We start from the raw sequence: 17443 nt of genomic DNA on the forward strand, positions 1-17443 counted from the left end.
GCCCAGAACCAGGGGAGGGTCATCGCCATGCGCTGCCAGCAGTTTCTGAACACCATCCAGGGTTGTGTCGCCAACGGCACCATCAACGGCCCGCGGGCCACGGTGCTGGCCCAGAACGCCAACATCCGTGGCGGCTGGGAGGGCTGGCTTCAGGCCGAGATCGCGCACGGCTTCCTGAACGTCGCGGGCAATTGGACCTGCGACCGGGAATGGCCCTATCCGTCCATCAACGCCGCGAATCCCTATCTGACCTACACGACGGTCGGCGGCCCGGCCTGGGGGGTCTCCAACAACGCCAACGCCGCCGCCCGCGCCGACTTCTACCTGCGCCGCAACGTCGGGGTGGCCGACGACGCCTACATCGAGCTGAAGTGCATCCTGCCCGCCCACGTCACGCCCATCCAGGACGCCTGGAACCGGTTCAACGCCGACGTCGTCAAGCAGCAGACCCTGCGCGTCGGCAACCCCGGCCTGAACTACGTCTCGCTCCTGGCGACCTTCGGCACCTTCCAGGCCGCGGACGTGGCGGGACCCAATCCCAATCTCGGCTGGTACTGGGCGGGCGGGCGCACCGCCTATGTGTACGATGTGGCGAACAATCAGGTCACCACCCTGGCGAACGTCGCCCAGGGCGGCGTCCCGCGCCTGTTCATCGTCGCCGTTTCCGTCTGATGCGTCCGTCTGACGTGTCCGTCTGACGGGATTCAGCCCCCCGCGGGCCATCCGCGTTCCGGAATGATCTTGTAGGGATAGTCCGGTTCGCGATAGCCGTGGGCCTCCTGGCGCTTGGGCAGCTTCACCGGGTCGCGGGGAAGCCGCTCGTGCGGGATGTGCCCCAGCAGGTGGCTGATGATGTTCAGCCGCGCCCGCCGCTTGTCGTCGGACCGGGCGACGTACCAGGGCGCCCAGGGCGTGTCGGTCGCCGCGAACATGGCGTCGCGGGCGCGGGAATAATCGTACCAGCGGCTGTAGGATTTCAGGTCCATGGGCGACAGCTTCCAGGTCTTGCGCCCGTCGTTGATCCGGGATTCCAGACGGCGGGTCTGCTCGTCCGGGCTGACCTCCAGCCAGTATTTCAGAAGGATGATGCCGGACTCGATCATCGCCTTCTCCACCGCCGGGGCCATGGACAGGAAGCGGTCCGCCTGCTCCTCCGTGCAGAAGCCCATGACCCGCTCGACTCCGGCGCGGTTGTACCAGCTCCGGTCGAATATCACGACCTCGCCCGCCGCGGGCAGGTGGGGGACGTAGCGCTGGATGTACATCTGCGACTTTTCGCGCTCCGTCGGGGTGGGCAGGGCGACGGTGCGGAAGACGCGCGGGCTGACCCGCTCCGTGATGGCCTTGATGGTGCCGCCCTTGCCGGCGGTGTCGCGACCTTCGAAGACGATGCAGACCTTCAGCCCCTTGTGGATCACCCATTCCTGGAGGGTCACCAGTTCCGCGTGGAGTTTTGCCAGCTCCGCGCTGTATTCCTTCCATTTCAGCTTCTTCGGCGGCTGGTCCGGCGTCTCGTCGTGATGTTTCGCCTTGTGTTTCTTTGCCATGGGTCCATTCCTCGCCGCGCTTTTTCCGCCATGATAGCGCAGCCCGGCGGGCGGTCCGGATGCCGGAGAAGCGGCGGGAGCCGGAGCATTGGGGAAGGGGAATCACCCCTGATTACCCTCATTTCGGGTTGGGTTCCGCGCGTTCCCATACCGGTCTTTCAACCCGGCATCCCTCCCCCGGACGAACTGTCCCGTTGCCAGTTGGCGTGAGCGGCGGCATAAATCGGCGCGCGGCCCTCCCCGCTGGACGGGAAGGCTTTTGGCGAACACAAAAATGGCGGAAGGAAAGCCCCAATGGCTGAAAGCACTTTCGACGTCGTCGTGGTTGGCGGCGGTCCCGGCGGGTATGTCTGCGCGATCCGTGCGGCGCAGCTCGGATTCAAGGTCGCCTGCGTCGAGAAGCGCAGCGCGCTGGGCGGCACCTGCCTGAACGTCGGCTGCATCCCCTCCAAGGCGCTGCTCGCCGCGTCGGAGAAGTACGAGGAGGCCAAGCACGGCCTCGCCAAGTTCGGCATCAAGGTCGGCGGCGTGGAGCTGGACCTGCCGGGCATGCTGTCCCACAAGGACAAGGTCGTCAAAGAGAACACCGGCGGCATCGAATTCCTGTTCAAGAAGAACAAGATCGCCTGGCTGAAGGGTGCGGGCCGCATCACCGCCCCGAACACGGTCGAGGTCGAGGGTGTGGGCACCGTCACCGCGTCCAAGGCCATCGTCATCGCCACCGGCTCCGAGGTCACCCCGCTGCCGGGCATCGAGATCGACGAGCAGAAGATCGTCTCCTCCACCGGCGCCCTGGAGCTGCCGGAGGTGCCGAAGCGCCTCGTCGTCATCGGCGGCGGCGTGATCGGCCTGGAGCTGGGGTCCGTGTGGGGCCGTCTCGGCGCCGAGGTCACGGTCGTGGAGTTCCTGGACCGCATCCTGCCGACCATGGACGGTGAGGTGTCCAAGCAGATGCAGCGCATCCTGGGCAAGCAGGGCATGACCTTCAAGCTCGGCTCCAAGGTCACCGGCGCCAAGGTCACCAACACCGGTGTCACCCTGTCGGTCGAGCCCGCCGCCGGCGGCACCGCCGAGGAGATCGAGGCCGACGTCGTGCTGGTCGCCATCGGCCGCCGCGCCTTCACCAACGGCCTGGGCCTCGACGCCGTGGGCGTCGAGATGGACAACCGCGGCCGCGTGAAGATCGGCAAGCATTTCGAGACCAACGTGCCGGGCATCTACGCCATCGGCGACGTGGTCGAAGGCCCGATGCTGGCCCACAAGGCCGAGGAGGAGGGCGTCGCGCTGGCCGAGCTGCTGGCCGGTCAGGCGGGCCACGTCAACCACGACCTCGTCCCCGGAGTCGTCTACACTTGGCCGGAAGTGGCCGCGGTCGGCAAGACCGAGGAGGAGTTGAAGGCCGCCGGCATCGCCTACAAGGCGGGCAAGTTCCCCTTCACCGCCAACGGCCGCGCCCGCGCCGGCGGCAACACCGACGGCTTCGTGAAGATCCTGGCCGACGCGCGCACCGACAAGGTGCTGGGCGTTCACATGGTCGGCCCGAACGTGTCGGAGATGGTGGCCGAGCTGGCCCTGGCGATGGAGTTCAGCGCCTCCGCCGAGGACATCGCCCGCACCTGCCACGCCCACCCGACCCTGTCGGAAGTGACCAAGGAAGCCGCCCTCGCCGTGGACGGCCGCGCCCTGCACATCTAAGGCGCGCCTCTTCCCCCTCCCCTGCGAAGCGGGGGAGGGCCGGGGAGGGGGCAATACTGTGCCTACGGCGTCTTCTTCGCCCGCGGGTGCGCCGACCGGTAGACCTGCATCAACTGCTCGCTCTCCACATCCGTATACCGCTGCGTCGTGGACAGCGAGGCGTGGCCCAGCAAATCCTGGATCGCCCGCAGATCGCCGCCGTCCGCCAGCAGATGCGTGGCGAAGCTGTGCCGCAGCGCGTGCGGCGTCGCGGTTTCCGGAAGCCCCATCATGCGGCGGAGGTCCCGCATCTGCCGCTGCGCGATGGCCGGGGCAAGCTGCCCGCCGCGCACCCCGACGAACAGCGGCGCGTCCGGCCCCTGGCGGTAGGGGCAGGCGTCCATATAGGCCCGCACCGCCTCCGTCACCGCCGGCAGCACCGGCACGATGCGTTCCTTGTTGCCCTTGCCGGTGACCCGCAGCGTCTCGCCCAGCGGCGCGTCGCGGCGCGTCAGGTTCAGCGCCTCCGATATGCGCAGGCCGCAGCCGTAGAGCAGGGTGAACAGCGCCCGGTCGCGCTTGCCGATCCAGGGCTCGTCCGGCTCCTTCTCCGATTCCTCCAGCAGGCGGTCGGCGTCCAGGACGGTCAGCGGCTTCGGCGCCGGGCGTTTGATGCGCGGGCCGGAGAAGGTGTTGATGGCGGGGTTGTGCAGGCGCCCGTCGCGGTCCATCCAGCGAAAGAGGTTCCGCACCGACGACAGGGCGCGCGACCGGCTGTTGGAGCCGATCCCCTTCATGGCGAGATGGGACAGCCAGGAGCGGAAATCCGCGACCGTCAGCGCGGCGAGGTCGTTCATCGACGGCGGCTTCGCCTGATAGCCGGTGATGAATTCCAGAAAGGTCGCGACGTCGCCGATGTAAGCGGTCAGCGTGTGGGGCGAGACGTTGCGCTCGCTCTCCATCCAGCGGCGCCAGTGGGCCAGCGTGTCCTGCACGTCGGGCTGGGCGGCGAAACCGAGGACGGGGGTCTGTTTTCCGGTCATGCGGGCCGTCGGTTCACGCGGGCAGTTCGAGCCAGCCGCGGATCACCCGCTCCACCACGCGGGCGAGGAAGCCGACCAGCTCCGTCCCCTGGCCGCTGTGGAAGGTGTTTGGTTCGCGGCTGCCGAAGGCCAGCATGCCGTCCGGCGTCTCGCTGGACACCTGCAGGCGGATCAGCACCTCCGACCGGACCAACCCGGCGCCGGGGCCGTAGATGTCCGGGTCGCCCTGGATGTCGGCGTTCAGCGCCACGTCGGCCGTGCCCAGCCAGCGGTCCACCGTTCCCGGCTCGACCACCCGCACGCCGGACGTCTGGACATGCGGGGTGTCGTGGCCGTTCGACTCGACGATCAGGCAGGCGACGTCCAGGTCGAGAAGCACCGCCAGATCGGTGGTGATGGTCTGGATGAGCTGCTCGAAACTCTGCGCGTCCAGCAGGAACAGCACCGCGGCGTGGATGCGGTTCTGGCTGTTCATGTTGGCGCGCGTGGTGCCGATCAGCTCCCGCTGCTGGTCCTTCAGCAGCCGGACCTCGCCGCGCAGCCGCTCGACCATGTAGGCTTGCAGGTCCACCACCCCGCGCCCGCGGTCCTGCGACGGCGGGGTCAGGTGGTGGACCAGATCGGCGTGATGGACCAGGAAGTCGGGATGGTCCCGCAGATAGGCGTGCACCTCCTCGGCGGTCGGCGCGTCCTTCCGGCGGGGGGTGTGTCCCGTCTCCCGGCCCATGCTGCTGTCCTCAGAGGATGGACTGGCCGGTCTTCTGCCAGTCGGTCACGAACTGGGCCAGCCCCTTGTCGGTCAGCGGGTGGTTGAAGAGCTGCTTCAGCACCGACGGCGGGGCGGTCACGACATGGGCGCCCAGGCGGGCGGAATCGACGATGTGGATCGGGTTGCGGATCGAGGCGACCAGCACCTCGGTCTTGAAGTAATCGTAATTGCTGTAGATCTCCACGATGTCGGCGATCAGGCCCATGCCGTCCTGCCCGATGTCGTCCAGGCGGCCGACGAAGGGCGACACGAAACTGGCGCCGGCCTTGGCGGCCAGGATCGCCTGGGCCGGGGAGAAGCACAGCGTGACGTTGACCATCGTCCCTTCGGAGGACAGCGCCTTGCACGTCTTCAGGCCGGCCTGCGTCAGCGGAACCTTCACCGCGACGTTGTCGGCGATCTTGGCAAGCTTCTTTCCTTCCGCCAGCATGGTCTCGAAGTCGGTGGAGGCCACCTCGGCGCTGACCGGGCCGCTCACCACGTCACAAATTTCGGCCACGAGGTCGAGAAAGCTGCGACCGGTCTTGGCGACGAGGGAGGGGTTGGTGGTAACACCGTCCAGCAGGCCGGTGTCGGCCAGATCGCGGATCTCGGCGATGTCGGCGGTGTCAACGAAGAACTTCATGACCTGGAATCCATACTTGCTGAGGAAGACCGTGCCCTGTCGCCCGGGATTCGGTGCCCGGCGTCGCGGCCAGGGGGCACTCTAGCCGATGCGTGAAAATTCCGCCAGTTCCGGGGCCAGATCCGGGGCCGACTCCAGAGGGGGGCCGGCGCAGGCCCTTCTGCCGGGCACCGCGCCGGTGGACGTGGACCCGCGCGTCCGCGTGCTCCTGCCGCTGCCGCTCCGCGAGGCCTATGATTACCGCGTGCCCGCCGGGATGACCCTCAACCCGGGCGATTACGTGGAAGTTCCGCTGGGACCGCGCCGCGTGCTGGGGGTCGTGTGGGGCGACGGCGCCGGAGTCGTGGAGGCCGCCCGCCTGAAGCCAGTGGTCCGCCGTTTCGACGTGCCGCCGATGCCGGAGGTGGAGCGCAAGTTCGTGGAGTGGGTCGCCGCCTACACCATGACTCCGCCCGGCCATGTGCTGCGCATGGCGATCAGCGTGCCCTCGGCGCTGGAGCCGGCGAAGGCCATGCTCGCCTATCTGCGCAAGCCCGGCGCGGAGCCGCCCCCTGGCTTCAAGATGACCGACCCGCGGCGGCGCGTGCTGGCCCTGCTGGACGACGGTCCGCCGCGCACCCCGGCGGAGTTGGCGGAGGAGGCCGGCTGCGGGGTCACCGTGGTGCGCGGGCTGGCCGAGGCCGGGCTGCTGGAGCCAGTGCTGCTCCAGCCGACGACGCTCGGGCGGCCCGACTGCCACCGCCCCGGCCCCACCCTGTCCGCCGACCAGGAGGCCGCGGCGGCGGACCTGCGCGCCCGCGTGGAGTCCGGCGCCTATTCCACCGTGCTGCTCGACGGGGTGACCGGCTCGGGCAAGACGGAGGTCTATTACGAGGCGATCGCCGCCGCCCTGAAGGCGGGCAAGCAGGCGCTGGTGCTGCTTCCGGAAATCGCCCTGTCGGCGCAGTGGCTGGAGCGCTTCGCCCGCCGCTTCGGCGCGCCGCCGGCGGAATGGCATTCCGAGCTGACCGGGGCGCAGCGCCGCGACACCTGGAGGGCCGTGGCCAATGGCGAGGTGCCGGTGGTGGTCGGCGCCCGTTCCGCCCTGTTCCTGCCCTACAAGAACCTCGGCGTCATCATCATCGACGAGGAGCACGACTCCGCCTACAAGCAGGAGGAGGGGGCCATCTACCACGCCCGCGACATGGCCGTCGCGCGGGCGCATCTGGGCGGCATTCCCACCGTGCTGGTCTCCGCCACGCCGTCGCTGGAGACGAAGGTCAACGCCGACAGCAACCGCTACGCCCGCATCCATCTGCCGGGCCGTCACGGCGGCGCCGTGCTGCCCGACGTGGAGCTGGTGGACCTGCGCAAGGACCGGCCTCCGGCCCGCCATTGGCTGGCCCCGTCCCTGAAGAAGGCCATCGAGGAAACCCTGGCGGACGGGGAGCAGGTGATGCTGTTCCTCAACCGCCGCGGCTACGCCCCGCTGACGCTCTGCCGGGCCTGCGGGCACCGGCTGCAATGCCCCAACTGCACGGCGTGGCTGGTCGAGCACCGGCTGGCCCGCAAGCTCCAGTGCCACCATTGCGGCCTGTCGCAGCCGCTGTCCCCGACCTGCCCGGAATGCGGCGAGGAGGGGACCCTGGCGGCCTGCGGTCCGGGCGTGGAGCGCATCGCCGAGGAGGTGGCGGAGCTGTTCCCCGACGCCCGCGCCGCCATCATGGCGTCGGACACGCTGTTCGGCCCCCGCGCCATCCAGGAGATGGTCCGCCGGATCGCCGATCACGAGCTGGACATCCTGATCGGCACCCAGGTCATGGCGAAGGGCCACCATTTCCCCATGCTGACGCTGGTCGGGGTGGTGGACGCCGATCTGGGGCTGGCCGGCGGCGACCTGCGGGCGGGGGAGCGGACCTACCAGCTCCTCCATCAGGTGGCCGGGCGGGCCGGGCGCGGCGAGCGGCCGGGGCGGGTGATGCTTCAGACCTACATGCCGGAGCATCCGGTGATGCAGGCGCTGGCCGCCGGGGACCGCGACGGCTTCTATCAGTTGGAGGCGGAGATGCGGCTGGAGGCCGGGATGCCGCCCTTCGGACGGCTGGCCGCGCTGATCGTGTCGGGGGAGGACGCCGCGGCGGTGGAGAAGCTGTCCATCGCGTTGGGCCGGGCGGCGCCGCGCAGCGACACCGTCGCGGTGCTGGGGCCGGCCCCGGCGCCCCTGGCCCTGCTGCGCGGGCGGCATCGGCGCCGCCTGCTGCTGAAGGCGCCGCGCACGGTCCAGGTGCAGCCCCTGATCGCCCGCTGGCTGGAGCAGGTGGAGATTCCGCCCAACGTGCGCGTGCAGGTTGACGTGGACCCCTACAGCTTCCTGTAAGAAGGCTCGGCTTTCTGTGAAGGGGGGATGCGACCGATTGTCTCTGCGCGCTCCGCAGGGCACCTGTGACGTTTGGTCCGTTGCAGCCGGCGGGTCATGGTATTACCAGAGTATGGAAGTCATCTTTCGCCGAGCGATTCCATGCCAAGGTTGCACGGTCGTTTCCACGCCCACACTCTGCTGACGGTTCTTCCGGTTCTGGCCCTGCTGGCGATCATCGCGCTGGCGGCGGGCGTGCCCGCGCAGACCCGCGGAACGGAGCCGGACGCCAAGGCCCTGCTCGACAAGACCAGCAGCTATCTGCTCCAGCATGGGGCGGAGGAGGCGCCGAACGCCTTCGCCCAGCGGGACGGCGCGCTGATCGACCGCGACCTGTATCCGATGCTGATCGACCGCGACGGGGTGATGGTGGCGCACGGCTGGACGCCGTCGCTGAACGGCGTGAACCTGAAGGACCTGAAGGACGTGGACGGCAAGCCCTTCATCCAGGAAGCGCTGGACATCGTGGCCGAGCGGGATTCGGGCACCGTCAGCTACAAATGGGCGGACCCGCTGTCCGGGCAGATCGCGCCGAAGACGATGCATGTGCGCCGAATCGTGCTGGACGGCGCCCCCTACCTGTTGTCGGTCGGCGTGTATCGCTGACGGGGGAGGGACACGGCGGCAGCCGGTCGACTCGGGCTTTTCCGAAGGGTGAAAAAGCTGCTCAGAGCACCGAGACGGAGCGGTCGGACCGTGGACGGGGGCGCCAGATCGACAGGCATTCCCCGGCGGTGATTCCCGATCCGATGCCGTACCAGCCGGACCGGTCGTTGAAGGACAGGCTGTAGCGCCCGCGCCCATCGCGCTCGAACCGGAAGACGGGGCGGTCGACCCCGGGCAGGAGAACCAGAAGCCGGTCGTGCTCCCGGCCCGTCTCGCGGATGACCCCGGCCCAATGGCCAAGGCGCAGTTTCGGTTCGGCCACCGCCTCGAACTCGTTGAGGTCGGCGGGCGTGAAACGGGCGCAGGAAAAGGCGACGACGGTCATGATTGGCCTAGGGTTGGTCCTGTCAGGCGGGTTACGGGGCGACCGTGCGCGTGAATGGTTAAACGGATGTTAAGCGGGGTGACAGGTCACAGTCTCGTCCCTGGCTCGTCCCTGGCTCGCCTCTGGACGGCGGCCCGGAAAAGGGACCGCGACCGGGCGGGACCTTCGGACGGCAAGGTGATCCATTGCGGTTGTGAAGTGGTATGCCCATTTCCAACCCTCGCGGCGAAGAACGGACCGCACCCCGCAGGGGCGCAAAACGCCGCACGCACCCCGCTCGCAAATTGTCCAGACCCCGTTGCGCAGGGGCTAATCCTGTGATATTGGACCGCTCGCTTTCGCGGGCTGGGCCGCCGCGATGTGGGTTCTGCCCCATTTAAGGTCCTGAAAATTCACCGTCTACCGAACTCAATTCGAGGGATCAGGTGGCAATCGAAGGTACAGGCGTTTCCGAACTCGCTACGCGCTACTCCATCGCGCTGTTCGAGCTTGCGGACGAGAACAAAGCGTTGGATCAGGTCGCAGGCGATCTGGTCGCGCTGAAGCAAATCCTGGCTGAGAGCGCCGACCTTCGCCGCCTCGTCCGCAGTCCCGTGATCAGCCGCGCCGACCAAGGCCGGGCGATGGCCGCGGTTCTGGACCGCGCCGAAGTGTCCGATCTGACCAAGCGCTTCATCGGGCTGGTGGCCAAGAACCGCCGCCTGTTCGCGCTGGAAGGGATGATCGAAGGCTATCTCGCCGAGCTGGCCCGACGCCGCGGCGAAGTGACCGCGCAGGTCACCTCCGCCCAGCCGCTGAGCGATGCTCAGTTGGCCGCGGTCATCGATACGCTGAAGGCGTCGATCGGCTCCAAGGTGTTGGTGAACACCGCGGTCGACCCCGCGCTGATCGGGGGCATGATCGTTAAGTTCGGCTCGCGCATGGTCGACACCTCGGTGCGCACGAAGCTGAACAAATTGCAACTCGCCATGAAGGCCTCAGGGGGATCAGTCTGATGGATATCCGCGCCGCAGAAATCTCTGCGATCCTCAAGCAGCAGATCGCGAATTTCGGGACCGAGGCGGACGTCGCCGAGGTCGGCCAGGTCCTCTCGGTGGGTGACGGCGTCGCCCGCGTGCACGGTCTGGACAATGTGCGCGCCGGCGAGATGGTCGAGTTCCCCGGTGGCATCAAGGGCATGGCGCTGAACCTCGAGACCGACAACGTCGGCGTCGTGATCTTCGGCACCGACAGCGAGATCAAGGAAGGCGACACCGTCAAGCGCACGGGCACCATCGTGGACGTGCCGGTCGGCAAGGGTCTGCTGGGCCGTGTCGTGGACGGCCTGGGCAACCCGATCGACGGCAAGGGCCCGCTGGTGGACGTCACCCGCACCCGCGTCGAGGTGAAGGCCCCCGGCATCATCCCGCGCAAGTCGGTGCACGAGCCGATGCAGACCGGCCTGAAGGCCGTCGACAGCCTGGTTCCGATCGGCCGCGGCCAGCGCGAACTGATCATCGGTGACCGTCAGACCGGCAAGACCGCCGTCGTGATCGACACCTTCCTGAACCAGAAGCCGATCAACCAGGGCGACGACGAGAGCAAGAAGCTCTACTGCATCTACGTCGCCGTGGGTCAGAAGCGCTCCACCGTCGCCCAGATCGTCAAGACCCTGGAAGACGCCGGCGCCCTGGAATACTCCATCGTCGTCGCGGCCACCGCGTCGGAGCCGGCCCCGCTGCAGTTCCTGGCGCCCTACACCGGCTGCACGATGGGCGAGTACTTCCGCGACAACGGCATGCACGCCCTGATCGTGTACGATGACCTGTCCAAGCAGGCCGTCGCCTACCGTCAGATGTCGCTGCTGCTCCGCCGTCCGCCGGGCCGCGAAGCCTACCCGGGCGACGTGTTCTACCTCCACAGCCGCCTGCTGGAGCGCGCCGCCAAGATGGGCGACGCCCATGGCAACGGTTCGCTGACCGCCCTGCCGGTCATCGAGACGCAGGCCGGCGACGTGTCGGCCTACATCCCGACGAACGTGATCTCGATCACCGACGGCCAGATCTTCCTGGAGACGGGCCTGTTCTACAAGGGCATCCGTCCGGCCATCAACGTCGGCCTGTCGGTGTCGCGCGTCGGCTCCGCCGCCCAGATCAAGGCGATGAAGCAGGTCGCGGGCACCATCAAGATGGAGCTGGCCCAGTACCGCGAGATGGCCGCCTTCGCGCAGTTCGCCTCGGACCTCGACGCCGCCACCCAGCGCCTGCTGGCCCGCGGCGCCCGTCTGACCGAGCTGCTGAAGCAGCCGCAGTTCCAGCCGCTGCCGGTCGAAGAGCAGGTCGTGTCGATCTTCTCGGGCGTGAAGGGCTACCTCGACAAGATCAAGGTCGAGGACGTCAACCGCTTCGAGCAGAAGTTCCTCGCCGAGATCCGGTCCAAGGGTGCCGACATCCTGGCGACGATCCGCAACGAGAAGCAGATCACCTCTGCGACCGAGGAGCGCCTGAAGGCTTTCCTCGACAACTTCTCCAAGGTGTTCGTCTGATCGACGGCGGGGGCGGTTCCACCGCCCCCGCTTTCCTACCGATCGACCCCGAGCGGAATGAAGGGCCGGCATGCCAAGCCTTAAGGACCTAAAAAACCGGATCGCCAGCGTCCAGTCGACGCGCAAGATCACCTCGGCGATGAAGATGGTCGCCGCTTCCAAGCTCCGCCGTGCGCAGGAGCAGGCGGAAGCCGGTCGTCCCTACGCCGAGCGCATGGGCCGCATGCTGGCCTCTCTCGCGGCCAACGTGCAGGACTCGGGCAACGGCCCGAAGCTGATGACGGGCACCGGCTCCGACCAGGTGCATCTCCTCATCATCATCAGCTCCGACCGCGGCCTGTGCGGCGCTTTCAACGGCTCCATCGTCCGTGAGTCCCGCCGCCAGATCCAGCGCCTCCAGTCGGAAGGCAAGACGGTCAAGCTGCTCACCGTCGGCCGCAAGGCCCGCGACCAGCTCCGCCGCGACTACGGCTCGCTGATCGTCGAGACCTACGAGGATGTGGGCCGCCGCAAGCTGTCCTTCGCCGATGCCGACATCGTCGCGCAGAAGATCCTGTCGATGTACGACGCCGGCGAGTTCGACGTGTGCTCGGTGATCTTCAACAAGTTCAAGTCGGCGATCGCCCAGATCGTGACCGTCCAGCAGCTCGTTCCCTTCGCCGTCGAGGCGCAGGCGGAAGACGAAGCGGCCGGCGCCGAGGTCAAGGCGATCTACGAGTTCGAGCCTGACGAGGAGCAGATCCTCGCCGAGCTGCTGCCGCGCAACCTGTCGATCCAGGTCTACCGCGCTCTCCTGGAGAGCGCAGCGTCCGAGCAGGGCGCCCGCATGACCGCGATGGACAACGCGACGCGCAACGCCGGCGACATGATCAACAAGCTGACGATCACCTACAACCGTACGCGCCAGGCCTACATCACCAAGGAGCTGATCGAGATCATCTCCGGCGCCGAAGCGGTCTAACGGGCGCAGCGTTCGCGGTCGATACGACGGCACATCCGACAATTATCGAGTTCCGAGGGAGCTTTACTCCATGGCCACCATCACCCAGGCGACGAACGCCGCCGGCAAGATCACGCAGGTCACGGGCGCCGTTGTCGACGTCCAGTTCGACGGCGAGCTGCCGGCCATTCTGAACGCTCTGCACACCCAGAACGACGGCAAGACCCTCGTGCTCGAGGTTGCCCAGCACCTCGGCGAGAGCACCGTCCGCGCCATCGCCATGGACAGCACCGACGGCCTGGTCCGCGGCGCCGAGGTGACGGACACCGGCGCTCCGATCGCCGTGCCGGTCGGCCCGGCCACCCTCGGCCGCATCATCAACGTGATCGGCGAGCCGATCGACGAGCGCGGCGAGCTCGGTGCCGAGCGCACCCTGCCGATCCACCGTTCGGCCCCGGACTTCGTCGAGCAGTCGACGGACGCCGAAGTGCTGATCACGGGCATCAAGGTCATCGACCTGCTGGCTCCCTACGCCAAGGGCGGCAAGATCGGCCTGTTCGGCGGCGCCGGCGTGGGCAAGACCGTGACCATCATGGAGCTGATCAACAACGTCGCGAAGGCGCACGGCGGCGTGTCCGTGTTCGCGGGCGTGGGCGAGCGCACCCGTGAGGGCAACGACCTCTACCACGAGATGATCGAGTCGGGCGTCATCAAGCTCGACGGCCCGGGCTCCAAGGTGGCCCTCGTGTACGGCCAGATGAACGAGCCGCCGGGCGCCCGCGCCCGCGTCGCCCTGTCCGGCCTGACGCTCGCGGAGTATTTCCGCGACGAGGAAGGCCAGGACGTGCTGTTCTTCGTGGACAACATCTTCCGCTTCACGCAGGCCGGTTCGGAAGTGTCGGCTCTGCTGGGCCGCATCCCGTCGGCGGTGGGTTACCAGCCGACGCTGGCCACCGACATGGGCGCCCTGCAGGAGCGCATCACCTCCACGAAGAAGGGTTCGATCACCTCGGTGCAGGCCATTTACGTGCCCGCCGACGACCTGACCGACCCGGCCCCGGCCACCTCCTTCGCCCACCTGGACGCCACCACGGTGCTGTCGCGTTCGATCGCCGAAATGGCGATCTTCCCGGCGGTGGACCCGCTGGACTCGACCAGCCGCATCCTGGACCCGCGCGTCGTCGGTGAGGAGCACTACACCGTCGCCCGTTCGGTGCAGCGCGTTCTGCAGACCTACAAGTCGCTGCAGGACATCATCGCGATCCTGGGCATGGACGAGCTGTCGGAAGAGGACAAGCTGGTCGTGGCCCGCGCCCGCAAGATCCAGCGCTTCCTGTCGCAGCCGTTCCACGTCGCCGAGGTGTTCACCGGCACCCCGGGCGTGCTCGTCAGCCTGGAAGACACCATCAAGGGCTTCAAGGGCATCGTGAACGGCGACTACGACCACCTGCCGGAAGCGGCCTTCTACATGGTCGGCACCATCGACGAAGCCATCGCCAAGGCGAAGAAGCTGGCCGCCGAAGCCGCCTGATAAGGGCTGGCTGAGGTTCGGTAACGAGGCTAACCCTCTCCTTCGCCCGCGCGGGGGAGGGGGTTCTTATGAAGAGGCACCAGGAAACCCATGGCCGATAAAGTCGAATTCGAGCTGGTCTCTCCGGAGAAGCTGCTGACCTCGCAGCCCGTCGACATGGTCGTGGTGCCGGGTTCGGAAGGTGACTTCGGCGTCCTCGCCGGCCACTCGCCGATGATTTCGACCGTCCGTCCGGGCGTGATCGACGTCTACGAGGCCGACCGCGTGGTCGACCGGGTGTTCGTCGCCGGCGGCTTCGCCGAGGTGACCGAGACCCGCTGCACCGTCCTGGCCGAGGAGGCCATCGCGGTCGCCGAGATCGACCGCGGCAAGGTCGAACAGCAGATCCGCGACCTGGGCGAGGATCTGGAAGACGCCAAGTCCGACGACGAGAAGGCCCGCGTGGAGGCGAAGATCGCCGTCGCCCGCGCCAAGCTCGACGCGACCGGCGCGACCACGCACTGACACCGGGACCGGCCCGGCGGCATCGAACGCCGGCTGGGCCGTTTCCGTTGCATTGCGCCATCGCAGCCATACATAGTGTCCCGCAAGGGATCGAACGCCTCCCGGCCCGTCCGTCGAGGCGTTTTTGTTTTTATCGTCCTGGTCTCCATCAGCCAGCAGCGGGAGTGGAGTGTGGCGTTGCACTGGAATTACGAAGAGCTTCCCTGGGATCAGTTGGACCACACGAAGGTCGATCCCGATCTCGTGCCGCTCATCAAGGCGGCGGCTTTGGTGGAGTTCAACGCGGACGACTACACGGCCTATCTCTGCAACGTCTTCCACGACGATCCCGAGTTCCAGGAGGTCGCCCGCGGTTGGGCGGTCGAGGAGGTGCAGCATGGCCGCGCGCTCGGCAAATGGGCGGAGATGGTCGATCCGACCTTCAACTTCGACCGGGCCGTGGAGCGCTTCCGCGCCGGCTACAAGGTGCCGATCGACCTCGACGCCTCGGTCCGGGGCTCGCGCACCGGCGAGATGATCGCCCGCTGCATGGTCGAGACCGGCACCAGCAGCTACTACGCGGCCATCGGCGATTCCACGGACGAGCCGGTCCTCAAGCTGATCTGCAAGAACATCGCCGCCGACGAGCTGCGCCACTTCAAGCTCTTCTACACCTACACGAAGAAGTATCTGGAGCTGGAGCGGCTCAACAAGTTCCAGCGCCTGAAGGTCGCGCTGTCGCGCATCGGCGAGTCCGAGGACGACGAGCTGGCCTACGCCTACTACGCGGCCAACGCGCCGGAGGGCGAGGCCTACGCGCACAAGACCTACAATCAGGCCTATATGCGCCGCGCTTATGGCCGTTACCGGCCCAAGCATGTGGACCGCGCGGTGGCCATGGTCTTCAAGGCCTGCGGGCTGAAGCCGCACACCCGCTTCTACTCCGTCGCCGCCCGCGGCGCCTGGTGGCTGATCGAGAGCCGCGCCAAGCGGCTTGCCAAGGTTGCCTGAACAGGCTGAGTGCGGCGGGGTCATACCAACGGCACCTGAAGGCGCCGTCGGCATGACCCTCTCGATCAACGCTAAAGCGTTGATCTGACGGGTTTTACGGTTGGAAAATGATGGAAGTGATCATTTTCCAACCGTATCAGCCCCGCCGCAGCGCCGCGATCAGGGGCGCGAACTCTGCGAGCACCGTTTCGTAGACCGGGCGCTTGAAGGGCACGATCAGGCCGGGCAGATCGTCCGCATCGACCCATTTCCAGGCGTCGAATTCCGGATGCTCGGTGGCGAGGTCGATGTCGGAATCCTCGCCGGTGAAGCGGGCGGCCAGCCACACCTGCTCCTGCCCGCGCCAGCGCCCCTTCCAGACCTTGCCCAGCAGATGGTCGGGCAGGTCGTAGCGCAGCTTCTCCGCCGTCTCCCCCAGGATCTCGGCCTTGTCCGTGCCGATCTCCTCCTTCAACTCGCGCAGGGCGGCCTCGTGGGTGCTCTCGCCCTCGTCGATGCCGCCCTGGGGCATCTGCCAGGCGTCCTTGCTGTCGCAGCGCCGGGCCACGAAGACCTGCCCGCGGCCGTTCAGCAGCATCACCCCCACGCAGGGGCGGTAGGGGAGGGAGTCGCGGTCGATGGGCTTCTTGCTCATGCGCCTCATTGCTTCTGCATGTTGGCCACGGCGGAGACCGGCACGATGGCGATGCCACGGTCGGCCAGCCCGGTGAGCCACAGGTTGATCCGTTCGATGGTGCTGGGGTAGGGCGCGCCGATGCCCACCGCGGCGCCGTTGGCCTTTGCGATGGCCTCCAACTCGCGGAGCTGGTCGTCGATGGCGCCGCGCGACAGGTCGCGGTCGATCACCCGGTCGGCGAAGGCGCGGGGCACGCCGGCCTGCCCCGCCAGGGTGCCGGTGACGCTGCGCGGGTTGGCGCGGGCGTCCAGAACCATCAGCCCGCGGGCCTTCATCGCCTCGACGACCGGGGTCACCGCGTCGGCGGAGGCCGTGAACTTGCTGCCGGTGGTGCTGGTGATGCCGACATAACCCACCGCCTTGCCCAGCGACCATTCCAGCCGCTCCATGTTGCGCTCCGGCGGCAGCATGGTCAGAAGGGCGTTGGGGCCGGGGTCGTTGCGCGGGTAGTCCTGCGGCTCCATGGGGACGGAGAGCATCACCTCGTGCCCCTTGCTGCGGGCGCGTTCCACCCAATTGTCCAGCCGCTCCGCATAGGGGACGAAGGCGAGCGTGACGGTCGGCGGCAGCTTCTGCAGGGCGTTGCCGGTGGTCACGCCGGAGATGCCCATCTCGGCCAGAACAATGGCGATGCGCGGGCGCCGGTCGGCGGCGGGGAAGGGGCGGGCGTAGACCTGCCAGGGCTTGCGTCCGTCCTCGGCGATGCGCGGCAGCGGACCGTTCCGCGAGTCCTCCACCAAGCCCGGAACCGGAGCCGGGGTGAGGGTGACCGGGCCGCTCACGACGGCAGGGGGCAAGACGGCAGGAGGCACGACGGCAGGGGCGGCGGCGGCAGGCGGCACGGCGGCGGGCGGGGCGGCGGCCACGGGCGGAGGGGCCGGCGGCGCTGGGGCCGCCGCTGGGGCCGCCGCGGGGGCCGGTGCCTGCACCGCGCCCTTCACCGGCACGTCCACGCGGGGAATGGCGGCCAGCCACGCCTCGGTGGTGTGCTCCGCGTTCATCGCCAGCCAGCCGGCCAGCCCGCCCAGTCCCAGCGCCACCACGGCGTAGGCGCCGAGCAGCCTCTTGGCGAGGGGCGACAGGGGGCGGCGTTCCTTCGCCCGTGGCAGGTCGTCGTCGAAGCCGTCGCCCGACCGCTTGCGGCGGAGGCGCGCCAGCAGGCCGGGTCCGGAACGTTCCCGTTTCGCGGGTTTCAGGCGGCCCAGCAGGGCGGCGGCGTTCACGGACCCGTCAC

At 68.1% G+C, this 17443-nt stretch carries 17 protein-coding genes; 10 read left to right on the plus strand and 7 right to left on the minus strand.

The genetic code is table 11. The features are described from left to right. Positions 1–27 precede the first annotated feature (27 nt). Entirely contained in the window at positions 28–672 is a 645-nt protein-coding gene (locus DS843_RS09220; RefSeq protein ID WP_149468583.1) for a hypothetical protein, read from the plus strand. A 32-nt stretch (positions 673–704) separates the two neighbouring features. Here DS843_RS09220 and ppk2 read toward each other — a convergent pair whose 3' ends face one another. Then, positions 705–1547 (minus strand): polyphosphate kinase 2, encoded by an 843-nt coding sequence (gene ppk2 / locus DS843_RS09225; RefSeq protein ID WP_149468584.1) that lies wholly within the window; start codon positions 1545–1547, stop codon positions 705–707. 294 nt (positions 1548–1841) lie between these two features. Here ppk2 and lpdA point away from each other — a divergent pair, with 294 nt between their 5' ends. Next, entirely contained in the window at positions 1842–3242 is a 1401-nt protein-coding gene (lpdA, locus tag DS843_RS09230; RefSeq protein WP_149468585.1) for a dihydrolipoyl dehydrogenase, read from the plus strand. 62 nt (positions 3243–3304) lie between these two features. On the opposite strand, the gene DS843_RS09235 is transcribed toward lpdA, so the two are convergent. The 3 genes from DS843_RS09235 to fsa are packed head-to-tail and all read right to left on the minus strand — an operon-like array spanning position 3305 to position 5658. Then, positions 3305–4264, minus strand: coding sequence for a tyrosine recombinase XerC (locus DS843_RS09235; protein ID WP_149468586.1), 960 nt, complete (start codon positions 4262–4264; stop codon positions 3305–3307). Positions 4265–4277: 13 nt separating this feature from the next. Then, on the minus strand, positions 4278–4991 hold the full coding sequence (locus tag DS843_RS09240; protein ID WP_149468587.1) for a DUF484 family protein: 714 nt from the start codon (positions 4989–4991) through the stop codon (positions 4278–4280). Between the two features lie 10 nt (positions 4992–5001). Further along, positions 5002–5658, minus strand: coding sequence for a fructose-6-phosphate aldolase (gene fsa, locus DS843_RS09245; RefSeq protein ID WP_149468588.1), 657 nt, complete (start codon positions 5656–5658; stop codon positions 5002–5004). Between the two features lie 88 nt (positions 5659–5746). On the opposite strand from fsa, the gene DS843_RS09250 reads away from it, so the two are divergent. Both DS843_RS09250 and DS843_RS09255 read left to right on the plus strand, forming a co-directional pair. Continuing rightward, complete coding sequence (locus DS843_RS09250) at positions 5747–8014, plus strand: primosomal protein N' (protein WP_149468589.1); 2268 nt, start codon at positions 5747–5749, stop codon at positions 8012–8014. A 141-nt stretch (positions 8015–8155) separates the two neighbouring features. Then, complete coding sequence (locus tag DS843_RS09255; protein ID WP_149468590.1) at positions 8156–8659, plus strand: cache domain-containing protein; 504 nt, start codon at positions 8156–8158, stop codon at positions 8657–8659. Between the two features lie 61 nt (positions 8660–8720). Here DS843_RS09255 and DS843_RS09260 read toward each other — a convergent pair whose 3' ends face one another. After that, the gene (locus DS843_RS09260; RefSeq protein WP_149468591.1) at positions 8721–9044 is read right to left on the minus strand and encodes a hypothetical protein; all 324 of its coding nucleotides are present in this window, start codon (positions 9042–9044) and stop codon (positions 8721–8723) included. A 425-nt stretch (positions 9045–9469) separates the two neighbouring features. Between DS843_RS09260 and DS843_RS09265 the strand changes: the two genes are divergently transcribed. The 6 genes from DS843_RS09265 to DS843_RS09290 all read left to right on the plus strand — a co-directional run bounded on the left by DS843_RS09265 (position 9470) and on the right by DS843_RS09290 (position 15533). Then, complete coding sequence (locus DS843_RS09265; RefSeq protein WP_149468592.1) at positions 9470–10039, plus strand: F0F1 ATP synthase subunit delta; 570 nt, start codon at positions 9470–9472, stop codon at positions 10037–10039. Beyond that, the gene (gene atpA / locus DS843_RS09270) at positions 10039–11568 is read left to right on the plus strand and encodes a F0F1 ATP synthase subunit alpha (RefSeq protein ID WP_094301856.1); all 1530 of its coding nucleotides are present in this window, start codon (positions 10039–10041) and stop codon (positions 11566–11568) included. Before DS843_RS09265 ends, atpA begins: the two co-directional genes overlap by 1 nt. Positions 11569–11638: 70 nt before the next feature. After that, on the plus strand, positions 11639–12529 hold the full coding sequence (locus DS843_RS09275) for a F0F1 ATP synthase subunit gamma (protein WP_149468593.1): 891 nt from the start codon (positions 11639–11641) through the stop codon (positions 12527–12529). Positions 12530–12599: 70 nt separating this feature from the next. Continuing rightward, a complete protein-coding gene (gene atpD, locus DS843_RS09280) occupies positions 12600–14039 on the plus strand; it encodes a F0F1 ATP synthase subunit beta (RefSeq protein WP_149468594.1) in 1440 nt (479 codons plus the stop codon). Between the two features lie 90 nt (positions 14040–14129). After that, positions 14130–14543 (plus strand): F0F1 ATP synthase subunit epsilon, encoded by a 414-nt coding sequence (locus tag DS843_RS09285; protein WP_145625098.1) that lies wholly within the window; start codon positions 14130–14132, stop codon positions 14541–14543. A 171-nt stretch (positions 14544–14714) separates the two neighbouring features. Beyond that, positions 14715–15533 (plus strand): acyl-ACP desaturase, encoded by an 819-nt coding sequence (locus tag DS843_RS09290; protein ID WP_149468595.1) that lies wholly within the window; start codon positions 14715–14717, stop codon positions 15531–15533. A gap of 136 nt (positions 15534–15669) precedes the next feature. Here the strand turns inward: DS843_RS09290 and DS843_RS09295 are convergent, their stop codons facing one another. Together DS843_RS09295 and DS843_RS09300 are read right to left on the minus strand one after the other, a co-directional pair. Next, positions 15670–16167: an RNA pyrophosphohydrolase gene (locus DS843_RS09295; protein WP_149468596.1), complete on the minus strand. Its 498-nt coding sequence runs from the start codon at positions 16165–16167 to the stop codon at positions 15670–15672. Positions 16168–16172: 5 nt separating this feature from the next. Continuing rightward, positions 16173–17432 carry a divergent polysaccharide deacetylase family protein gene (locus DS843_RS09300; protein WP_149468597.1) on the minus strand — a complete coding sequence of 420 codons (1260 nt, stop codon included), beginning with the start codon at positions 17430–17432 and terminating at the stop codon, positions 16173–16175. Positions 17433–17443 lie beyond the last annotated feature (11 nt).

The sequence above is a fragment of the Roseomonas genomospecies 6 genome (assembly GCF_008365375.1).
Taxonomy (GTDB): Bacteria; Pseudomonadota; Alphaproteobacteria; order Azospirillales; family Azospirillaceae; genus Azospirillum.

Excerpts from the sequence above, each read along its gene's own strand:
- fsa (WP_149468588.1), bottom strand. The coding sequence starts at position 5,658 with ATGAAGTTCTTCGTTGACACCGCCGACATCGCCGAGATCCGCGATCTG.
- DS843_RS09275 (WP_149468593.1), top strand. The coding sequence starts at position 11,639 with ATGCCAAGCCTTAAGGACCTAAAAAACCGGATCGCCAGCGTCCAGTCG.
- DS843_RS09260 (WP_149468591.1), bottom strand. The coding sequence starts at position 9,044 with ATGACCGTCGTCGCCTTTTCCTGCGCCCGTTTCACGCCCGCCGACCTC.
- ppk2 (WP_149468584.1), bottom strand. The coding sequence starts at position 1,547 with ATGGCAAAGAAACACAAGGCGAAACATCACGACGAGACGCCGGACCAG.
- DS843_RS09295 (WP_149468596.1), bottom strand. The coding sequence starts at position 16,167 with ATGAGCAAGAAGCCCATCGACCGCGACTCCCTCCCCTACCGCCCCTGC.
- DS843_RS09240 (WP_149468587.1), bottom strand. The coding sequence starts at position 4,991 with ATGGGCCGGGAGACGGGACACACCCCCCGCCGGAAGGACGCGCCGACC.
- DS843_RS09220 (WP_149468583.1), top strand. The coding sequence starts at position 28 with ATGCGCTGCCAGCAGTTTCTGAACACCATCCAGGGTTGTGTCGCCAAC.
- lpdA (WP_149468585.1), top strand. The coding sequence starts at position 1,842 with ATGGCTGAAAGCACTTTCGACGTCGTCGTGGTTGGCGGCGGTCCCGGC.
- atpD (WP_149468594.1), top strand. The coding sequence starts at position 12,600 with ATGGCCACCATCACCCAGGCGACGAACGCCGCCGGCAAGATCACGCAG.
- atpA (WP_094301856.1), top strand. The coding sequence starts at position 10,039 with ATGGATATCCGCGCCGCAGAAATCTCTGCGATCCTCAAGCAGCAGATC.
- DS843_RS09255 (WP_149468590.1), top strand. The coding sequence starts at position 8,156 with ATGCCAAGGTTGCACGGTCGTTTCCACGCCCACACTCTGCTGACGGTT.
- DS843_RS09250 (WP_149468589.1), top strand. The coding sequence starts at position 5,747 with ATGCGTGAAAATTCCGCCAGTTCCGGGGCCAGATCCGGGGCCGACTCC.
- DS843_RS09285 (WP_145625098.1), top strand. The coding sequence starts at position 14,130 with ATGGCCGATAAAGTCGAATTCGAGCTGGTCTCTCCGGAGAAGCTGCTG.
- DS843_RS09235 (WP_149468586.1), bottom strand. The coding sequence starts at position 4,264 with ATGACCGGAAAACAGACCCCCGTCCTCGGTTTCGCCGCCCAGCCCGAC.